Genomic DNA, 15,864 nt, shown 5'->3' on the forward strand with positions numbered 1-15,864 from the left:
CCCGTCGCCTTTCAAGCTGCAGCGTTGTTACCTGCACTCGCTCACCCCAGTCACTTACTTAAGTAAGCTCCTGAGGATGAACGAGCTGGGCGCCTAGCTGTGCTGTACAGGGATGTACGAATGCCGCGAGCGCATGGATGCGCTAGAGCGGCCAGCTCGAAATTCATAGGGTATATAGAGGAGTTATAGCGAACAGCTGCCGTCAGGCTGGCTGTTGTTTGGGATCGTTTAATGGGAGTGAAAATGGCAGATAAAAGCCTCAAGTTTCTGGTAGTTGATGATTTTTCCACTATGCGTCGCATCGTCAGAAACTTGCTGAAAGAGTTGGGATTCAACAACGTTGAAGAAGCCGAGGACGGCGCGGACGCACTGAACAAACTTCGTGCCGGTGATTTCGACTTTGTGGTCTCCGACTGGAACATGCCGAACATGGACGGTCTGGAGCTGTTGCAAACCATTCGTGCCGATGGCGCGTTGGCGAGCATGCCGGTACTGATGGTCACGGCGGAGGCCAAGAAAGAAAACATTATCGCGGCGGCACAGGCCGGTGCCAGCGGTTACGTGGTGAAACCTTTTACGGCGGCAACGCTGGAAGAAAAGCTCAACAAGATCTTTGAAAAACTGGGCATGTAAGGAGAGGGGCGATGAGAGACATTCCAATGCCTGCCAGCGATGCGGCAACCGCGGGGGAGATTATCTCCCGCATTGGCCAACTGACGCGCATGTTGCGCGACAGCATGCGAGAACTGGGGCTTGATCAGGCGATCGCCCAGGCGGCAGAGGCAATCCCGGATGCACGCGATCGTCTGGATTACGTGGTCACCATGACGGCGCAGGCAGCGGAACGGGCGTTGAACTGTGTGGAAGCCGCGCAGCCGCGTCAGGCGTCGCTGGAATCAGAGGCCAAGGCGTTAAAAGGCCGCTGGGACGATTGGTTCGCCGATCCGATCGAACTGGATGACGCGCGCGAACTGGTCACCGACACCCGTCAATATCTGGAGCAGGTGCCGGAGCATACGGCATTCACCAATGCCCAGTTACTGGAAATCATGATGGCGCAGGATTTCCAGGATCTGACCGGTCAGGTGATCAAACGCATGATGGACGTGGTGCAGGAGATTGAAAAACAGTTGCTGATGGTGCTGATGGAAAACATTCCTGAACAGCCGGCGAAAGAGAAAAAGCCGAACGACAGCCTGCTCAATGGCCCGCAGCTCGACCAGAACGGTGCCGGAGTGATCGCCAACCAGGCGCAGGTGGACGACCTGCTCGACAGCCTGGGTTTCTGATGTTCTCTGGGGCGCGGCTTAAGTCGTGCCCCGCACTGCGCAACGACTCGCATAACTCAAGGTATATAGCATTGCTATATACGCTGTGGTGGTTATAATTTAAGCCACACCACAGAGGAGAGTCGCTATGACATTAGGTTCTGTATTTACCAATAACCGCACCCAGGCCGTGCGTTTACCTGCTGAGGTCCGCTTTCCCGATTCCGTTTCAAAAGTCTCGGTACGGGTGGTCGGTAAAGAGCGCATCCTTTCGCCGGTAGAGAATACCTGGGACAGTTTTTTCTGCACAGACAATCACGTCAGCGATGATTTTCTCAGCGAGAGGGCCGACCAGTATCAGTCTGAAAGGGAAGAATTTTGATGTTCAGCCACATGCTGGATACCAACATTGTGATTTACGTGATCAAGCGTCGGCCACTGGAGGTGCTGCAAAGATTTAATCAGCATGCCGGCAAAAGGGTGATCTCGTCGGTCACTTATGCCGAGTTGATTCATGGAGTGGAAAAAAGTATGCGGCCTACAGAAAATGCCCGGGTGATTGACGACTTTGTCTCCCGTCTGGAGATACTGGATTACACGGCCAAAGCTGCCGCTCACTGCGGTAATATTCGTGCCTGCCTGGAACTGCGGGGTACGCCAATCGGCATCAACGATCTGCATATTGCCGGACATGCTCGCAGCGAAGGATTGGTGCTGGTGACCAATAACCTGCGTGAGTTTGAACGCGTTGACGGCCTGCGTCTGCAAAATTGGCTGTAGCCCAACTTGCTTCATTGAACCATCCCGCAAATAACCCGCCTTTTTCCCCGCTGTTCCATCAATGAAATCCGCGATTTTTTGGCATGCTGGCGGCAATTTTATTCCCTCCCGGCACAGGAAGCGCATCCGTGGCTGAAGACAGCGATCTGGAAAAGAGCGAGGCCCCCACACCCCACCGGGTGGAAAAGGCGCGCGAAGATGGCCAGATCCCGCGTTCGCGCGAGCTGACGTCGGTGTTGATGCTGGTGGCGGGCTTATCGATTATCTGGGTGGCCGGCGGCAATATGTCGCAGCAGTTGGCGATGATGTTGACGCAGGGCCTGAATTTCGATCACAGCATGGTCAGCAACGATAAACAGATGCTGCGCCAGTTGGGGATGCTGTTACGCCAGGCGGTATGGGCACTGTTGCCGGTAATGGCGGGGCTGACGCTGGTGGCCATCACCGCGCCGATGCTGCTCGGCGGCCTGCTGCTCAGCGGCAAATCGCTCAAGTTCGATTTAAAGCGCATGAATCCGCTGTCCGGTCTGAAACGGATCTTTTCCAGCCAGGTGCTGGCGGAGCTGCTGAAGGGCATCCTGAAGGCGACGCTGGTGGGCTGGGTCACGGGTTTATATCTGTGGCACAACTGGGCGGCGATGCTGCACCTGGTGACGCAACAGCCGCTCGATGCGCTCGCTAATGCGCTGCAGATGATCATTTTTTGCGGTTTGCTGGTGGTGCTGGCGCTCACGCCGATGGTGGCGTTTGACGTGTTTTATCAGCTGTGGAGTCACTTCAAAAAGTTGAAGATGACCAAGCAGGACATCCGCGACGAGTTCAAGGACCAGGAGGGCGATCCGCACGTCAAAGGGCGTATTCGCCAACAGCAGCGTGCCATAGCCAGGCGGCGCATGATGGCCGACGTGCCCAAGGCCGACGTTATCGTCACCAACCCAACCCATTACGCCGTCGCACTGCAATACAACGACAAAAAAATGAGCGCGCCGAAGGTGCTGGCCAAGGGCGCCGGCGAAATTGCGCTGCGTATCCGCGAACTGGGTATGGAACACCGTATCCCGATGTTGGAGGCACCGCCGCTGGCGCGTGCGCTGTATCGACACAGCGAGATCGGACAACACATTCCCGCCACCCTGTATGCCGCCGTGGCCGAAGTTCTGGCCTGGGTTTACCAGCTAAGACGCTGGCGGCGTGAAGGCGGGCTGATACCGAAAAAACCTGAACGTTTACCGGTGCCGGAAGCACTGGATTTTGCTGGAGAAAGTGACACTAATGGCTAATTTGGCCGCCTTGCTTCGTTTGCCGGGCAGTTTTAAAGATACGCAGTGGCAGGTATTGGCCGGCCCGATACTGATTCTGATGATCCTGTCGATGATGGTGCTGCCGTTGCCGGCATTTATCCTCGATCTGTTGTTCACCTTCAATATTGCCTTGTCGATCATGGTGCTGCTGGTGGCGATGTTTACCCAGCGCACGCTGGAATTTGCCGCATTCCCCACCATCTTGCTGTTCTCGACCTTACTGCGGCTGTCGCTCAACGTAGCCTCGACGCGCATCATCCTGATGGAAGGCCATACCGGCTCCGCCGCGGCCGGGCGTGTGGTGGAAGCCTTCGGCCACTTCCTGGTGGGCGGTAACTTCGCCATCGGTATTGTGGTGTTTATCATTCTGGTGCTGATCAACTTTATGGTTATCACCAAGGGGGCCGGACGTATCGCCGAAGTAGGCGCGCGTTTTGTCCTGGACGGCATGCCGGGTAAGCAAATGGCGATCGATGCCGATCTCAACGCCGGCTTGATCGGTGAAGAAGAGGCGAAAAAACGCCGTTCTGAAGTCACGCAGGAGGCCGACTTCTACGGCTCAATGGACGGTGCCAGTAAGTTCGTTCGCGGCGATGCGGTCGCCGGCCTGATGATCATGATACTTAACGTGGTCGGTGGTCTGTTGGTCGGGGTGATCCAGCACGGGATGGAAGTGGGTACGGCGGCGGAAACCTATACCTTGCTGACTATCGGTGACGGCCTGGTGGCGCAGATCCCGGCGTTGGTTATTTCGACCGCGGCCGGCGTTATCGTGACCCGCGTGGCGACCGATCAGGATGTCGGCGAGCAAATGGTCGGGCAACTGTTCAACAATCCGCGCGTCATGTTGCTCAGCGCCGCAGTACTCGGCCTGCTTGGTATGGTGCCGGGGATGCCGAACCTGGTCTTCCTGCTGTTTACCGCGGCTCTGTTAGGGTTGGCCTGGTGGCTGCGTGGGCGAGATCAGCAAGCCCCCAAAGAGCAGGAAGCGCCGATAACGCAGGACAATCCGCAGGCGCTGGAAGCCAGTTGGTCTGATGTACAGTTGGAAGATCCGCTGGGGATGGAGGTCGGTTACCGATTGATCCCGATGGTGGATTTCCAGCAGAACGGCGAACTGCTTGGCCGTATCCGCGGTATCCGTAAAAAGTTCGCGCAGGAGATGGGGTACCTGCCGCCGGTGGTGCATATTCGCGACAACCTGGAATTACCGCCAGCCAGTTACCGCATTCTGATGAAGGGGGTAGAAATCGGCAGCGGCGAAGCCCAACCGGGACGTTGGCTGGCGATTAATCCCGGCAACGCGGTGGGTGAATTGGCGGGGGATAAAACCACCGACCCGGCGTTTGGGCTGGAAGCGGTATGGATTGACAGCGCGCTGCGTGAGCAGGCGCAGATCCAGGGCTTTACCGTGGTAGAAGCCAGCACCGTGGTAGCAACCCACCTGAATCATCTGATTGGTCAATTCGCCAGCGAGCTGTTTGGTCGACAAGAAACGCAGCAGCTGTTGGATCGCGTCGCGCAGGACATGCCGAAACTGACCGAAGATTTCGTGCCGGGCGTGGTGACGCTGACCACCTTGCACAAGGTGTTGCAGAACCTGCTGACTGAACGGGTTTCGATCCGCGATATGCGCACCATTATCGAAACTCTGGCGGAGCATGCACCGACGCAAACCGACCCCTATGAACTGACGACCGTAGTGCGGGTTGCGTTGGGACGTGCCATCACCCAGCAGTGGTTCCCGGGCAACGGTGAGATTCAGGTGATTGGTCTGGACACTCAACTTGAGCGCCTGTTATTGCAGGCGTTGCAGGGCGGTGGCGGTCTGGAACCGGGGCTGGCGGATCGTCTGCTGGATCAGGCCAAACAGGCGTTGCAACGCCAGGAGATGCTCAGTGCGCCGCCGGTGCTGTTGGTGAACCATGCGCTGCGGGCCTTGCTGGCACGCTTCCTGCGCCGTAGCCTGCCGCAACTGGTGGTGTTGTCGAATCTGGAAATCAACGACGACCGTCAAATCCGCATGACCTCGACCATTGGGGCGGCATAATGAAATACAACATGGCGGTCATCTGCCTGTTGGCTCCGCTGAGCCTGCAGGCGGCGTCCGGTTCCTGGGTAGCCGACAGCGTGGGTGCCACGCTGGAGCATGGCGGGGAACGGGGGGAATCACCGGGACTGCGTGCACCCAACGAGTTACCGAATGCCAATGCACGTATCACCAGCGTCAGTTGGCATTACCGGTTGCTGGCCGCCGAACCGGCCGGTATGCAGGTACAGCTTTGTACTTTGACCCGCTGCATTACGCTGAGCGGTGGCAGTGGCAGCAGCACCGGGTTACAGGGCGAACCGGCGAACGCCGAGCTGCGTTTTGTTTACTACGTGCAGGCGCGCGGCAGTTTGAACCCGCCGCTGCGGGTGATCAGCAATCAGGTGATTGTCAATTACCAGTAACGGTCTAGGCGAGGATCGCCAGACCGTTACGGTCGACCAGCGAAAGTAGCTTCATGGCGGCGGAGTTGGGAACGGCTTCGCCGCGTTCCCAAGCTTCGACCATTTCATAATCGATATTCAGATAGGCGGAAAAGGTGTGCGAACTGACCTTTTCACGTTTGCGCAACCGTTTGATTTGATTAGGACTGTAGTGTTTAACTCTTTTCTTGCACAGCAGATCAAAGCCACCCATGGTTGCTTCGTCCAAAAAGCCGCCGTCGTACAGACTTTTCATTTCCTGATGAATTTCAGCGAGTATCTTGCTCATAATAAATCTTCCTTAATTCATTACATGGTAGATGTCCAATATCTGCACTCCCTGTGCACGCTATACCCACCTTGGGTAGATTTCAAGCGATTAACCATTGAGCGCAGTATGATTGGTGTTTTGCAGGCTGAGAAGCTGTGATTCTCAGGGCTGAGAGGAGACTCGCGTCAGGGTTTTGAGTTTTCGGCAAGGTGAAAAAAAATTGCGAGTCTGGCTGCAAAATGAAGGGGCTTTTTGCCCCGTTCAGCAGGATTTAAACGCCGATTTTTCGCCCCAGCAGGCTGGCATTACGCGACTGGCCATCCGGGCCGTACAGCGATTTGTTTTGCTTGCTCAGGATCGCCAGCGCCTGGGCGTTGTGATCGATCTGCTGATTGAGCAGCATGCCGTTATGCTGGTTTTTTTCCCGCAGCAGTTGGCTGAGCGACTGCACCCGTTGCCAGGCGTCTGCCAGACGCGGATGAGCGGAATAGGGGGCCTGTTGCCCCTGCGCACTTTCCAATTTCAGCCGCTGCTGTTCCAGGTAGTTTACCGTAGCCAGCAGTTGGCTCTTGGCGTCGGTGGCACGTTGCAGTGCCACGCCCGGCAATTGGCCGGAGCACAGCAAATGATGTTCTTCCGCCAGCACCGTATCCAGCGCTTGCAGGGTTTCCAGCAGCTTATTAATCAGTTGCGCCAGATTTTCCATTACGATAAATCACCTTTCAAAAAGTTCCGGATGTTTAACCTGGCGGTCAAACCTTTGGCGATGGGTTGCCATTCGACATCCACCGGGTATCGCCTTGCACATCCTGCAGCAGGGCATCGGCAATTTTACCGGCGTCCATTTTCAGCTCGCCGTTGCGGATCGCCTGTTTGATGGCGTCCACCCGGTTCATATCAATATCCTGCGTTCCCGGTTGCATCAGGCGCGCTTGCGCGTCGCTCAATTTTACCTGGGTACCGCTGACGGTGCTTTCCGTCTGGGCGGCTTTACGTGGCTGGAGTTGATTCTCCGCCGGCGTCTCACGCGGTTGCACCGTGGGAACGGGTTGCAGCCGCTGGGTGCGATCGATACTCATGGTCAATCTCCATCAATGCCGTCACCTGGCAGGCAATGGCTGATATTTTGTGGCCCTGGCGGCCAGTAAAATACTGCTTATGATTTTATTATCGGCAAGGTTTGATAAACCTTTACTGTTTTATAAGTTGATGCGAATAGCCCCGTCGTCACCAACAATACCGTTAACAATTTGCCCGGAGGCCATGCGCACGCGGACGCTATCTTCTGTGGCGGCGTTGTTCATCGCCTTGCCCGATCCGCTGATGTTAAATCCGTCCCCCTGTGCGGTCACCTGCACTGCCTGACCGGCCTTGACCGCCCAGGCGCGGCGCAGCATGGCCAGGGTCAGCGGCTGGCCGGGGCTGATATTGCGCAGGCTGACGGCACCCAAAGCCTTTCCGGCCTCAGACAGCGTACGGGGTGGCAGCGTATCGAGCCGGCCACTTTTCAACTTGATATCCGCCGCCGTCAGCTTGCTGCCGGCATTGATCGAGCGAGCCGACACCAGGTATTTGCCGATCACCTGAACCTGCGTCTGGATGAAACGCCGTTCCTGACCACAACGCGCCGAAATACTGATGTTGCCCCAACGGCGGGCATTGGAGGCGAGAGACAGCTGTGGAAATTCGCACGCTGGCCACAGGGCCGCAGGCGTGCGCACCAGCACGTTAACCTGTACCGGACTGCCGCTGAATTGGCTGGTGACGAAGCTTTCAATCTGCGCCGCCAGATCCCCGGCCCGTGCGTTCAGGCTGCACAGCAGCGCGGCCAACAGCAGCATTCTACCTTTCATCTTCGTTTCCACAACAACCATCAGGATACGCGTAAGTGTACCCGGACTGCGTTCAGGCTAAGCAGATAAATAGCGACGCATTTTGCTCTTATTCCCACGATAGGCTGGCGGAAGGGGCGTTTATGCTGTCGGCTCCAAATTCTAACCTCGCGGAGGGAGCATGATCGACAAACTGGACGCTGCTCTGCGCTTTGGTCAAGAGGCGCTGAACCTGCGCGCCCAGCGGCAGGAAATTTTGGCCGCCAACATCGCCAACGCAGACACCCCGGGCTATCAGGCGCGGGACATCGATTTCGCCGGCCAATTGAACAAGGTGCTGGAACAGGGCCGCGTCAGCGGCAGTGGCATTGCGCTGAACATGACGTCTGCGCGCCACATTCCGGCGCAGAACATGCAGCCGCCACAGCTCGACTTGCTGTTCCGCGTGCCGGATCAGCCGTCCATGGACGGCAATACGGTGGACATGGATCGCGAACGCACCAACTTCGCCGATAACAGCCTGAAATATCAGACCGACCTGACGCTGCTGGGCGGTCAGATCAAAGGGATGATGTCAGTGTTACAACAAGGATAAGGCGTATGTCGCTACTGAATATTTTTGATATCTCCGGCTCGGCGCTGTCCGCACAGTCGCAACGCCTGAACGTCAGTGCCAGCAACATGGCCAACGCCGATAGCGTCACCGGCCCGGACGGCCAGCCTTATCGCGCCAAACAGGTGGTGTTTGAAGTCGCCAGCGCGGCCGGGCAGCCAACCGGCGGCGTACGCGTAGCGCAGGTGGTCGATGACCCCGCTCCGGAGCGCCTGGTTTATCAGCCGGGCAACCCGCTGGCGGACGGCAAAGGCTATGTCCGTATGCCGAACGTGGATGTGGTGGGGGAAATGGTCAACACCATTTCCGCCTCCCGCAGCTATCAGGCCAACGTCGAGGTGCTCAACACCACCAAGTCGATGATGATGAAAACCCTGACGCTGGGTCAATAACCGGAGCTTGCCATGGCCATTGCCGCAACCACCACTGAATCGCTGGATAACAGCGTCATCGGTGCCAACGCCAAAAATAACACCAGCCAGGATCTGAACAACAGCTTCCTGACGCTGCTGGTGGCGCAGTTGAAGAATCAGGATCCGACTAACCCGATGCAGAACAATGAACTGACCAGCCAATTAGCGCAAATCAACACCGTTCAGGGCATCGAGAAACTCAATACCACGCTGGGCTCGATTTCCGGCCAGATCAACAGCAATCAGTCACTGCAGGCCAGCGCCCTGATCGGTCACGGCGTGATGGTCCCCGGCAGCAATATCCTGGCCGGCAGCAAAGACGGCAAGGTCAGCACCACGCCGTTTGGTCTGGAACTGGAGCGTGCGGCCGACTCGGTGACCGCCACCATTACCGACGCTACCGGTAAAGCGGTACGCACTATCGAACTCGGTGGTTTGACTGCCGGGGTGCATTCGTTTAGCTGGGACGGTTCGATGACGGACGGCACCGCCGCACCCGACGGAGCCTACAGCTTCACCATCAACGCCAAGGGCAACGGTGAGCAGTTGGTGGCGCGCAGCCTGCACTTTGGCATGGTCAACGGCGTTATCCGCGACGCGAACGGCGCGAAGCTGGATCTGGGTCTGGCGGGGAGCACCACGCTGGAAGAGGTCCGCCAAATTCTTTAATTCAAATACCCTTCATTTTTCAGGCTGCAGCGTTGTTGGCTGTGCGCACTCACCCCGGTCACTTACGTGAGTAAGCTCCTGGGGACTCCTGCGCTTGCCGCCTGGCTGCAACATGAAAGCTATTGGGTATATCAAAACACTATCAGGCGTTATCGAACGATAGCCTAAATATTATTCGGAGAATTAGATGGCCTTTTCTCAGGCAGTAAGCGGCTTGAATGCAGCAGCAACCAACCTCGACGTGATCGGTAACAACATCGCTAACTCCGCCACTTCCGGTTTTAAATCAGGCACCGTTTCCTTTGCCGACATGTTTGCCGGTTCGCAGGTCGGGCTGGGCGTCAAGGTTGCGGGCATCACCCAGAACTTTAAGGGCGGCACCACCACCGGGACCAGCCGTGCGCTGGACGTGGCGATTTCCGGCAACGGTTTTTTCCGCATGCAGGACCAGGACGGGGGCATTTTCTACAGCCGTAACGGCCAGTTCAAGCTGGATGAAAACCGCAACCTGACCAACATGCAGGGCCTGCAGTTGACCGGTTATCCGGCAGCGGGTACGCCGCCGACCATTCAGCAGGGCGCCAACCCGGTGCCGCTCAGCATTCCTGAAGGCATGATGAACGCCAAGGCGTCCACATCGGGCACCATGGTAGCCAACCTGAAGTCCACCCATAAGGTACCGGACAACAAGACCTTCGATCCGGCCAAGCAGGATTCTTATAACTACGTCAACACCATCACCGCCTACGACTCGTTGGGTAATGCGCATAACATCAATGCCTACTTCGTGAAGACCGACGAAAACAAGTGGCAGGTGTATACCCAGGATGGCTCGGCTGCACCGGTCGATGCCGGCACCATGACCTTCGATACCAGCGGCAACCTGACCGGCACCACCAGCAAACAAGGCACCGCCGCCGAGTTCAGCATGCTGATCCCGATGTCCGCCAAGGACGGTGCTCCGGCGCAGAATCTCAGCCTGAGTTTCGCCAAGAGCATGCAGCAGAGCGTCAGCGCCGACTCGGTCAGCAAGGTGTCGCAAGACGGCTATGGCGCCGGTGAGTACACCAATTTCCAGATTAACAACGACGGTACGGTCGTGGGCATCTATTCCAACCAGCAGACTCAGGTGCTGGGGCAGATTGTGATGGCCAACTTCTCCAACCCGGAAGGCCTGTCCTCGCAGGGCGATAACGTCTGGCAGGAAACCGGCGCATCGGGCCAGCCGCGTGTGGGTATTGCAGGTGGCGGTGGCTTTGGCAAGTTGACCAGCGGCGCGCTGGAAGCCTCCAACGTCGACCTGAGCCAGGAGTTGGTGAATATGATCGTCGCCCAGCGTAACTACCAGTCGAACGCCCAGACCATTAAAACGCAGGACTCTATCCTGCAAACGCTGGTCAGCCTGCGCTAATAGGATTGATTTATGGATCACGCGATTTATACCGCGATGGGCGCGGCACGGCAGACGCTGGAACAGCAATCGGTGACGGCCAACAACCTGGCTAATGCCTCGACGCCGGGTTTCCGCGCTCAGCTTTCGGCGCTGCGTGCGGTGCCGGTAGACGGGCCAAGCCTGCTGACGCGCACGCTGGTTACCGCGTCAACGCCGGGTGCCGACATGAGCCAGGGGGCGCTGAACTATACCGCGCGCCCGCTGGACGTGGCGTTGCAGCAGGACGGTTTTCTGGCGGTCAGCCTGCCGGACGGCACTGAAGCCTATACCCGCAACGGCAATCTTCAGATTTCCTCCACCGGGCAACTGACGGTGCAGGGCATGCCGGTCATGGGCGATGGCGGGCCGATTGAGGTGCCGCCGTCGGCAGAGATCACCATTGCCGCCGACGGAACCATTTCTGCACTGAATGCAGGCGATCCGCCGAATACCCTCGCACAGATTGGTCGGCTGAAACTGGTCAAGGCCGACGCGCACGAAGTGATGCGCGGTGATGACGGTCTGTTCCGTCTGACGCCGGAAACCCAGCAGCAGCGCGGCAATCAGTTACCTAACGATCCTTTGGTGCGGGTCATGCCGGGCGTGTTGGAAGGCAGTAACGTCAAACCGATGGAAACCATGGTTGACATGATCGCCAACGCCCGCCGGTTTGAAATGCAGATGAAAGTCATCCACAGCGTGGATGAAAATGAACAGCGCGCCAACTCGTTGTTATCACTGAGTTAAGCAGCAAGGAAATAACCCATGATCCCATCTTTATGGATTGCCAAAACCGGTCTGGATGCGCAGCAGACCAACATGGACGTGATTGCCAACAACCTGGCCAACGTCAGTACCAACGGCTTCAAACGCCAGCGCGCGGTATTTGAAGACCTGCTGTATCAGACCATGCGTCAACCGGGGGCGCAGTCCTCCGAGCAGACCACGCTGCCCTCCGGTTTGCAGATTGGTACCGGTGTGCGTCCGGTGGCGACCGAGCGCCTGCACAGTCAGGGCAATTTGTCGCAAACCAATAACAGCAAAGACATCGCCATCAAGGGGCAAGGCTTTTTCCAGGTGATGATGCCGGACGGCACCCTGGCTTACACCCGCGACGGTTCGTTCCAGAGAGATCAGAATGGCCAACTGGTGACGGCCAGCGGCTTCCAGGTGCAGCCGGCAATCATCATTCCGGCCAATGCCCTGAGCATCACCGTGGGTCGCGACGGCATTGTCAGCGTCACCCAGCAGGGCCAGACCGCGGCCCAACAGGTGGGCCAGCTGACGCTGACCACCTTTATCAACGACAGCGGCCTGGAAAGCATGGGCGAAAATCTGTACCAGGAGACCGAGAGCTCAGGCGCGCCGAACGAGAGTACGCCAGGGTTAAACGGGGCCGGCCTGCTGTATCAGGGCTATGTGGAAACCTCTAACGTCAACGTGGCGGAAGAGCTGGTCAATATGATCCAGACCCAGCGTGCTTATGAGATCAACAGCAAAGCGGTATCGACCTCCGATCAGATGCTGCAAAAACTGACGCAACTGTAATTGACGGGCGCCGCAGCGCCCGTAACTCTATTTTGTGAAACAAAGGCGATACCCGTGGTAACCACAACTCTGATGGCAAACGTGCCGCCGCAAGGCAAACGCTGGTTGGCGGCGATGGTGATGCTGACGCTGGGCGGCTGTGCTTATATTCCGCATAAACCTCTGGTGGATGGCACGACTACGGCGCAACCTGCTCCGGCGGGCGCACCGGTACCCAACGGCTCGATTTTCCAGACGGTACAACCGATGAACTACGGCTATCAGCCTCTGTTTGAAGACCGCCGCCCGCGTAACGTGGGTGACACTCTGACCATCGCACTGCAGGAAAACGTCAGCGCCAGCAAAAGTTCCTCCGCCAATGCCAGCCGCAATGGTGCCAGCAAGTTTGGCGTTGCCACTGCGCCGCGCTATCTCGATGGCCTGCTGGGCAATGCGCGTGCCGACATGGAGATGTCCGGCGACAGCACCTTCGGCGGCAAGGGCGGCGCCAATGCCAACAATACCTTTAACGGCACCATTACCGTCACGGTCAATCAGGTGTTGGTTAACGGCAACCTGCACGTGGTGGGCGAAAAACAGATCGCCATCAATCAGGGCACCGAGTTCATTCGTTTCTCCGGGGTAGTGAATCCGCGCACCATCAGCGGCAGTAACTCGGTCACTTCCACTCAGGTGGCCGATGCGCGCATTGAATACGTCGGCAACGGCTATATCAACGAGGCGCAGACCATGGGGTGGTTACAGCGCTTCTTCTTAAATGTCTCACCGTTTTGAGTACAGGCTATCTTACTTGTCATTTTGAGGTTGGGCAGTGCTCGGGGCAGTCACCTACTGCGTGTAGGCTCCATTCCCTGTGCGCCGCCCGCCCCAAAACTGCCTGCGACAATAACGCCTTGTGGGTAAGGCGAATGAGGTTCCAATGTTAAAGAAATTTCTAATAGCGCTGGTGATTAGTGCGCTGAGCCTGCCGGCCGCGGCGGAGCGCATTCGCGATCTGGTCACGGTGCAGGGCGTGCGTGATAACGCGCTGATCGGTTACGGGCTGGTGGTGGGGCTGGACGGTTCCGGTGACCAAACCATGCAGACACCGTTCACAACCCAGAGCCTGAGCAATATGCTGTCGCAGTTGGGGATCACCGTGCCGCCGGGCACCAATATGCAGCTGAAAAACGTGGCGGCGGTGATGGTGACCGCCAGGCTGCCGCCGTTTTCGCGTACCGGACAAAATATTGACGTGGTGGTGTCCTCAATGGGCAACGCCAAGAGCCTGCGCGGCGGTACCTTGCTGATGACGCCGCTGAAAGGCGTTGATAACCAGGTTTACGCACTGGCGCAGGGCAACGTGCTGGTGGGCGGTGCCGGTGCCTCGGCCGGCGGCAGCAGCGTGCAGGTCAACCAACTGGCCGGTGGCCGCATCAGTAACGGGGCCACTATCGAACGCGAATTGCCAACCACTTTCGGTGCCGGTGGCGTGATTAATCTGCAACTGAACGATGAGGATTTCACCCTGGCGCAGCAGATCAGCGATGCCATCAACCGCCAGCGCGGTGGTGGTACCGCCTCACCCTTGGACGCCCGCACTATTCAGGTACTGGTGCCGCAGGGCAACAGTTCACAGGTGCGTTTCCTGGCGGAGATCCAGAACATTAACGTCAGCGTCGGGGCAATGGATGCCAAAGTGATTATCAACTCACGTACCGGATCGGTGGTGATGAACCGCGACGTGATCCTGGATTCTTGTGCGGTGGCACAGGGCAATCTGTCGGTGGTGGTCGATAGACAAAATACCGTCAGCCAACCGACGACGCCGTTTGGCGGCGGGCAGACCGTGGTAACGCCGAATACCCAAATTTCGGTGCAGCAGCAGGGCGGTTCGCTGCAGAAGGTTAATGCCAGTGCCAATCTGAATAACGTGATCCGCGCGCTGAATGCCTTGGGGGCGACGCCGATCGATCTGATGTCAATCCTGCAGGCAATGCAAAGCGCCGGCTGTTTGCGCGCCAAGTTGGAAATCATCTGATGGCCGGTTCACTGATGGCGATGTCGGGTGCCGCGTATGATGCGCAGGCGCTAAACGGGCTTAAGCGTGACGCGGCGAGCGATCCGCAGGGCAATCTGAAACAGGTGGCGCAACAGGTTGAAGGCATGTTCGTGCAGATGATGCTGAAAAGTATGCGTGCCGCGCTACCCAAGGACGGGGTGCTGAGCAGCGAACAGTCGCGGCTCTATACCTCAATGTATGACCAGCAGATTGCCCAGCAGATGTCGCAAAAGGGGCTGGGGATGGCCGACATGATGGTCAGGCAAATGAGCAACGCCAACGCGGTGCCGAGTGAGACGGCGGGCATGTCGCCAATGGCGCTGGACCTTCTTTATCAGGACAAGGAGGTGCTGCAAACGCTGCCAAATCAGGCGCTGGAGCAAATGATCCGTCGTGCGGTACCGAAAGCGCCTGCCGCGTCGCCGCTGTCGCTCAATAACGGCAACTTTGTCGCCCGGCTGTCTGTTCCGGCACGCGTTGCCAGCCAGCAGAGCGGCATTCCGCATCAGTTGATTGTGGCGCAGGCCGCGCTGGAATCGGGCTGGGGTCAGCGCGAGATCCCGACCGCCAACGGTTCGCCGAGCTACAACCTGTTTGGTATCAAGGCCGGCAGCAGTTGGAACGGGCCGGTTACCGAGGTGACCACCACCGAGTTTGAACAGGGGGCCGCGAAGAAGATCAAGGCGCAGTTCCGGGTGTACGGCTCTTACGTTGAAGCCATTGCCGACTACGTCAAGCTGTTGACCAATAACCCACGCTACGCCGAAGTGGCCAATGCCGGCAGTCCTGAACAGGCGGCACATGCGTTGCAGAAGGCCGGTTACGCTACCGATCCGCAATACGCCAACAAGCTGGTCAGCGTGATCCAACAGATGAAAAACACCGGCGAGCAGGTGGTCAAGGCTTATACCCATGACCTGAAGGACCTGTTCTAAATCCCCGTCATTCTTGACGCTGCAACTGTGTTGGCAGCGTTATTTTGGGGTATGAAAAGCAGGTAACTGACAAAGCCCATTATTAGGGAGAGCGTGCCGAAGGGGTCGTAGCAGCTTTAGCTGCCGACCAATTTGCCGGGAGCAAATTGGAACGACTTCCAGTCGGCCCGTAGGGTGGGACACATGGATGTGTCCCATAATGGCACCCTCGGTGCGCTAGGCCCGGGTATCTCAGATGCAAGGGCGACTTTTTCATCTGAGTCTTAAGACGGTTTTTTCCCTCAAGTTT

The 15,864-nt window shown here is 57.6% G+C and carries 20 protein-coding genes; 16 read left to right on the forward strand and 4 right to left on the reverse strand.

What is annotated here, in order from left to right; translation table 11 throughout:
- Positions 1–243 precede the first annotated feature (243 nt).
- From cheY to OCH02_RS02800, 7 genes are all read left to right on the forward strand, one after another.
- Positions 244–633, forward strand: coding sequence for a chemotaxis response regulator CheY (gene cheY, locus OCH02_RS02770; protein ID WP_012145701.1), 390 nt, complete (start codon positions 244–246; stop codon positions 631–633).
- An 11-nt stretch (positions 634–644) separates the two neighbouring features.
- On the forward strand, positions 645–1,289 hold the full coding sequence (gene cheZ, locus OCH02_RS02775) for a protein phosphatase CheZ (RefSeq protein ID WP_153859936.1): 645 nt from the start codon (positions 645–647) through the stop codon (positions 1,287–1,289).
- Positions 1,290–1,416: 127 nt separating this feature from the next.
- Complete coding sequence (vapB, locus tag OCH02_RS02780; RefSeq protein ID WP_085117342.1) at positions 1,417–1,650, forward strand: type II toxin-antitoxin system VapB family antitoxin; 234 nt, start codon at positions 1,417–1,419, stop codon at positions 1,648–1,650.
- Entirely contained in the window at positions 1,650–2,048 is a 399-nt protein-coding gene (vapC, locus tag OCH02_RS02785; protein WP_261429712.1) for a type II toxin-antitoxin system tRNA(fMet)-specific endonuclease VapC, read from the forward strand. Before vapB ends, vapC begins: the two co-directional genes overlap by 1 nt.
- A 128-nt stretch (positions 2,049–2,176) precedes the next feature.
- The gene (gene flhB / locus OCH02_RS02790; protein ID WP_261108957.1) at positions 2,177–3,328 is read left to right on the forward strand and encodes a flagellar biosynthesis protein FlhB; all 1,152 of its coding nucleotides are present in this window, start codon (positions 2,177–2,179) and stop codon (positions 3,326–3,328) included.
- Complete coding sequence (gene flhA, locus OCH02_RS02795; protein ID WP_261429713.1) at positions 3,321–5,399, forward strand: flagellar biosynthesis protein FlhA; 2,079 nt, start codon at positions 3,321–3,323, stop codon at positions 5,397–5,399. Before flhB ends, flhA begins: the two co-directional genes overlap by 8 nt.
- Positions 5,399–5,803, forward strand: coding sequence for a flagellar protein FlhE (locus OCH02_RS02800; protein ID WP_261429714.1), 405 nt, complete (start codon positions 5,399–5,401; stop codon positions 5,801–5,803). Before flhA ends, OCH02_RS02800 begins: the two co-directional genes overlap by 1 nt.
- A gap of 4 nt (positions 5,804–5,807) precedes the next feature.
- Here the strand turns inward: OCH02_RS02800 and OCH02_RS02805 are convergent, their stop codons facing one another.
- The 4 genes from OCH02_RS02805 to flgA all read right to left on the reverse strand — a co-directional run bounded on the left by OCH02_RS02805 (position 5,808) and on the right by flgA (position 7,945).
- Positions 5,808–6,110, reverse strand: a complete 303-nt coding sequence (locus tag OCH02_RS02805) for a helix-turn-helix domain-containing protein (RefSeq protein ID WP_261429715.1) — start codon at positions 6,108–6,110, stop codon at positions 5,808–5,810.
- Between the two features lie 253 nt (positions 6,111–6,363).
- The gene (locus OCH02_RS02810) at positions 6,364–6,798 is read right to left on the reverse strand and encodes a flagella synthesis protein FlgN (RefSeq protein ID WP_261429716.1); all 435 of its coding nucleotides are present in this window, start codon (positions 6,796–6,798) and stop codon (positions 6,364–6,366) included.
- Between the two features lie 46 nt (positions 6,799–6,844).
- On the reverse strand, positions 6,845–7,171 hold the full coding sequence (gene flgM / locus OCH02_RS02815) for a flagellar biosynthesis anti-sigma factor FlgM (RefSeq protein WP_261429717.1): 327 nt from the start codon (positions 7,169–7,171) through the stop codon (positions 6,845–6,847).
- A 120-nt stretch (positions 7,172–7,291) separates the two neighbouring features.
- Positions 7,292–7,945 carry a flagellar basal body P-ring formation chaperone FlgA gene (gene flgA, locus OCH02_RS02820; RefSeq protein WP_261429719.1) on the reverse strand — a complete coding sequence of 218 codons (654 nt, stop codon included), beginning with the start codon at positions 7,943–7,945 and terminating at the stop codon, positions 7,292–7,294.
- 160 nt (positions 7,946–8,105) lie between these two features.
- Between flgA and flgB the strand changes: the two genes are divergently transcribed.
- The 9 genes from flgB to flgJ all read left to right on the forward strand — a co-directional run bounded on the left by flgB (position 8,106) and on the right by flgJ (position 15,575).
- Positions 8,106–8,519, forward strand: a complete 414-nt coding sequence (flgB, locus tag OCH02_RS02825; protein ID WP_261429721.1) for a flagellar basal body rod protein FlgB — start codon at positions 8,106–8,108, stop codon at positions 8,517–8,519.
- Between the two features lie 5 nt (positions 8,520–8,524).
- Positions 8,525–8,929, forward strand: coding sequence for a flagellar basal body rod protein FlgC (gene flgC, locus OCH02_RS02830; protein ID WP_261429723.1), 405 nt, complete (start codon positions 8,525–8,527; stop codon positions 8,927–8,929).
- Positions 8,930–8,941: 12 nt separating this feature from the next.
- Positions 8,942–9,619, forward strand: a complete 678-nt coding sequence (gene flgD / locus OCH02_RS02835; protein ID WP_012145690.1) for a flagellar hook assembly protein FlgD — start codon at positions 8,942–8,944, stop codon at positions 9,617–9,619.
- Between the two features lie 187 nt (positions 9,620–9,806).
- Positions 9,807–11,030, forward strand: a complete 1,224-nt coding sequence (gene flgE / locus OCH02_RS02840; protein ID WP_261429725.1) for a flagellar hook protein FlgE — start codon at positions 9,807–9,809, stop codon at positions 11,028–11,030.
- Positions 11,031–11,042: 12 nt separating this feature from the next.
- On the forward strand, positions 11,043–11,798 hold the full coding sequence (locus tag OCH02_RS02845; RefSeq protein WP_261429728.1) for a flagellar basal body rod protein FlgF: 756 nt from the start codon (positions 11,043–11,045) through the stop codon (positions 11,796–11,798).
- A gap of 18 nt (positions 11,799–11,816) precedes the next feature.
- A complete protein-coding gene (flgG, locus tag OCH02_RS02850) occupies positions 11,817–12,599 on the forward strand; it encodes a flagellar basal-body rod protein FlgG (RefSeq protein ID WP_012145687.1) in 783 nt (260 codons plus the stop codon).
- A gap of 72 nt (positions 12,600–12,671) precedes the next feature.
- Entirely contained in the window at positions 12,672–13,373 is a 702-nt protein-coding gene (gene flgH, locus OCH02_RS02855; protein ID WP_012145686.1) for a flagellar basal body L-ring protein FlgH, read from the forward strand.
- 145 nt (positions 13,374–13,518) lie between these two features.
- The gene (locus OCH02_RS02860) at positions 13,519–14,619 is read left to right on the forward strand and encodes a flagellar basal body P-ring protein FlgI (RefSeq protein WP_261429729.1); all 1,101 of its coding nucleotides are present in this window, start codon (positions 13,519–13,521) and stop codon (positions 14,617–14,619) included.
- Positions 14,619–15,575: a flagellar assembly peptidoglycan hydrolase FlgJ gene (gene flgJ, locus OCH02_RS02865; protein ID WP_261429731.1), complete on the forward strand. Its 957-nt coding sequence runs from the start codon at positions 14,619–14,621 to the stop codon at positions 15,573–15,575. The genes OCH02_RS02860 and flgJ overlap by 1 nt, the downstream gene beginning before the upstream one ends.
- Positions 15,576–15,864: the final 289 nt, after the last annotated feature.

Source organism: Serratia quinivorans (assembly GCF_946227985.1).
GTDB classification, from domain to species: Bacteria; Pseudomonadota; Gammaproteobacteria; order Enterobacterales; family Enterobacteriaceae; genus Serratia; species Serratia quinivorans_A.

What these genes read in the sequence shown, in the direction of transcription:
- cheY (WP_012145701.1), top strand. Translation starts at nt 244, where the DNA reads ATGGCAGATAAAAGCCTCAAGTTTCTGGTAGTTGATGATTTTTCCACT.
- cheZ (WP_153859936.1), top strand. Translation starts at nt 645, where the DNA reads ATGAGAGACATTCCAATGCCTGCCAGCGATGCGGCAACCGCGGGGGAG.
- vapB (WP_085117342.1), top strand. Translation starts at nt 1,417, where the DNA reads ATGACATTAGGTTCTGTATTTACCAATAACCGCACCCAGGCCGTGCGT.
- vapC (WP_261429712.1), top strand. Translation starts at nt 1,650, where the DNA reads ATGTTCAGCCACATGCTGGATACCAACATTGTGATTTACGTGATCAAG.
- flhA (WP_261429713.1), top strand. Translation starts at nt 3,321, where the DNA reads ATGGCTAATTTGGCCGCCTTGCTTCGTTTGCCGGGCAGTTTTAAAGAT.
- OCH02_RS02800 (WP_261429714.1), top strand. Translation starts at nt 5,399, where the DNA reads ATGAAATACAACATGGCGGTCATCTGCCTGTTGGCTCCGCTGAGCCTG.
- OCH02_RS02805 (WP_261429715.1), bottom strand. Translation starts at nt 6,110, where the DNA reads ATGAGCAAGATACTCGCTGAAATTCATCAGGAAATGAAAAGTCTGTAC.
- OCH02_RS02810 (WP_261429716.1), bottom strand. Translation starts at nt 6,798, where the DNA reads ATGGAAAATCTGGCGCAACTGATTAATAAGCTGCTGGAAACCCTGCAA.
- flgM (WP_261429717.1), bottom strand. Translation starts at nt 7,171, where the DNA reads ATGAGTATCGATCGCACCCAGCGGCTGCAACCCGTTCCCACGGTGCAA.
- flgA (WP_261429719.1), bottom strand. Translation starts at nt 7,945, where the DNA reads ATGAAAGGTAGAATGCTGCTGTTGGCCGCGCTGCTGTGCAGCCTGAAC.
- flgB (WP_261429721.1), top strand. Translation starts at nt 8,106, where the DNA reads ATGATCGACAAACTGGACGCTGCTCTGCGCTTTGGTCAAGAGGCGCTG.
- flgC (WP_261429723.1), top strand. Translation starts at nt 8,525, where the DNA reads ATGTCGCTACTGAATATTTTTGATATCTCCGGCTCGGCGCTGTCCGCA.
- flgD (WP_012145690.1), top strand. Translation starts at nt 8,942, where the DNA reads ATGGCCATTGCCGCAACCACCACTGAATCGCTGGATAACAGCGTCATC.
- flgE (WP_261429725.1), top strand. Translation starts at nt 9,807, where the DNA reads ATGGCCTTTTCTCAGGCAGTAAGCGGCTTGAATGCAGCAGCAACCAAC.
- OCH02_RS02845 (WP_261429728.1), top strand. Translation starts at nt 11,043, where the DNA reads ATGGATCACGCGATTTATACCGCGATGGGCGCGGCACGGCAGACGCTG.
- flgG (WP_012145687.1), top strand. Translation starts at nt 11,817, where the DNA reads ATGATCCCATCTTTATGGATTGCCAAAACCGGTCTGGATGCGCAGCAG.
- flgH (WP_012145686.1), top strand. Translation starts at nt 12,672, where the DNA reads ATGGCAAACGTGCCGCCGCAAGGCAAACGCTGGTTGGCGGCGATGGTG.
- OCH02_RS02860 (WP_261429729.1), top strand. Translation starts at nt 13,519, where the DNA reads ATGTTAAAGAAATTTCTAATAGCGCTGGTGATTAGTGCGCTGAGCCTG.
- flgJ (WP_261429731.1), top strand. Translation starts at nt 14,619, where the DNA reads ATGGCCGGTTCACTGATGGCGATGTCGGGTGCCGCGTATGATGCGCAG.